The following is a 1,856-nucleotide window of genomic DNA, read 5'->3' on the forward strand; positions in this document are numbered from 1 at the left end:
GGGCCCACGTTAGAACACCAGCCATTAAAGGGTGGTATTTCAAGGATGGCTCCATGCAGACTGGCGTCCACACTTCAAAGCCTCCCACCTATCCTACACATCAAGGACCAGTGTTCAGTGTCAAGCTATAGTAAAGGTTCACGGGGTCTTTCCGTCTTGCCGCGGGTACACTGCATCTTCACAGCGAGTTCAATTTCACTGAGTCTCGGGTGGAGACAGCCTGGCCATCATTACGCCATTCGTGCAGGTCGGAACTTACCCGACAAGGAATTTCGCTACCTTAGGACCGTTATAGTTACGGCCGCCGTTTACCGGGGCTTCGATCAAGAGCTTCTCCTTACGGATAACCCCATCAATTAACCTTCCGGCACCGGGCAGGCGTCACACCGTATACGTCCACTTTCGTGTTTGCACAGTGCTGTGTTTTTAATAAACAGTTGCAGCCAGCTGGTATCTTCGACTGATTTCAGCTCCACGGGTAAACCGCTTCACCTACATATCAGCGTGCCTTCTCCCGAAGTTACGGCACCATTTTGCCTAGTTCCTTCACCCGAGTTCTCTCAAGCGCCTTGGTATTCTCTACCTGACCACCTGTGTCGGTTTGGGGTACGATTTCGTGTTACCTGATGCTTAGAGGCTTTTCCTGGAAGCAGGGCATTTGTCACTTCAGCACCGTAGTGCCTCGTCATCACACCTCAGCGTTAGTAAGCGTCCGGATTTACCTAAACGCTCCGCCTACATGCTTAAACCGGGACAACCGTCGCCCGGCTAACATAGCCTTCTCCGTCCCCCCTTCGCAGTAACACCAAGTACAGGAATATTAACCTGTTTCCCATCGACTACGCCTTTCGGCCTCGCCTTAGGGGTCGACTCACCCTGCCCCGATTAACGTTGGACAGGAACCCTTGGTCTTCCGGCGTGCGGGTTTTTCACCCGCATTATCGTTACTTATGTCAGCATTCGCACTTCTGATACCTCCAGCATCCCTCACAGGACACCTTCAACGGCTTACAGAACGCTCCCCTACCCAACAACACATAGTGTCGCTGCCGCAGCTTCGGTGCATGGTTTAGCCCCGTTACATCTTCCGCGCAGGCCGACTCGACCAGTGAGCTATTACGCTTTCTTTAAATGATGGCTGCTTCTAAGCCAACATCCTGGCTGTCTGTGCCTTCCCACATCGTTTCCCACTTAACCATGACTTTGGGACCTTAGCTGGCGGTCTGGGTTGTTTCCCTCTTCACGACGGACGTTAGCACCCGCCGTGTGTCTCCCGTGATAACATTCTTCGGTATTCGCAGTTTGCATCGGGTTGGTAAGTCGGGATGACCCCCTAGCCGAAACAGTGCTCTACCCCCGAAGATGAGTTCACGAGGCGCTACCTAAATAGCTTTCGGGGAGAACCAGCTATCTCCCGGTTTGATTGGCCTTTCACCCCCAGCCACAAGTCATCCGCTAATTTTTCAACATTAGTCGGTTCGGTCCTCCAGTTAGTGTTACCCAACCTTCAACCTGCCCATGGCTAGATCACCGGGTTTCGGGTCTATACCCTGCAACTTAACGCCCAGTTAAGACTCGGTTTCCCTTCGGCTCCCCTATACGGTTAACCTTGCTACAGAATATAAGTCGCTGACCCATTATACAAAAGGTACGCAGTCACACCCGAAGGTGCTCCCACTGCTTGTACGTACACGGTTTCAGGTTCTTTTTCACTCCCCTCGCCGGGGTTCTTTTCGCCTTTCCCTCACGGTACTGGTTCACTATCGGTCAGTCAGGAGTATTTAGCCTTGGAGGATGGTCCCCCCATATTCAGACAGGATACCACGTGTCCCGCCCTACTCTTCGAGTTCACAACA

1 rRNA gene is annotated in these 1,856 nt (G+C 52.5%); it reads right to left on the reverse strand.

Going from position 1 to position 1,856, the window contains the following annotated elements:
- A 23S ribosomal RNA gene (locus FDW92_RS04440) occupies positions 1-1,856 on the reverse strand; the annotation flags it as partial.

Origin of the sequence: Citrobacter sp. wls706 (assembly GCF_005281305.1) — a bacterium.
Taxonomy (GTDB): Bacteria; Pseudomonadota; Gammaproteobacteria; order Enterobacterales; family Enterobacteriaceae; genus Citrobacter; species Citrobacter werkmanii.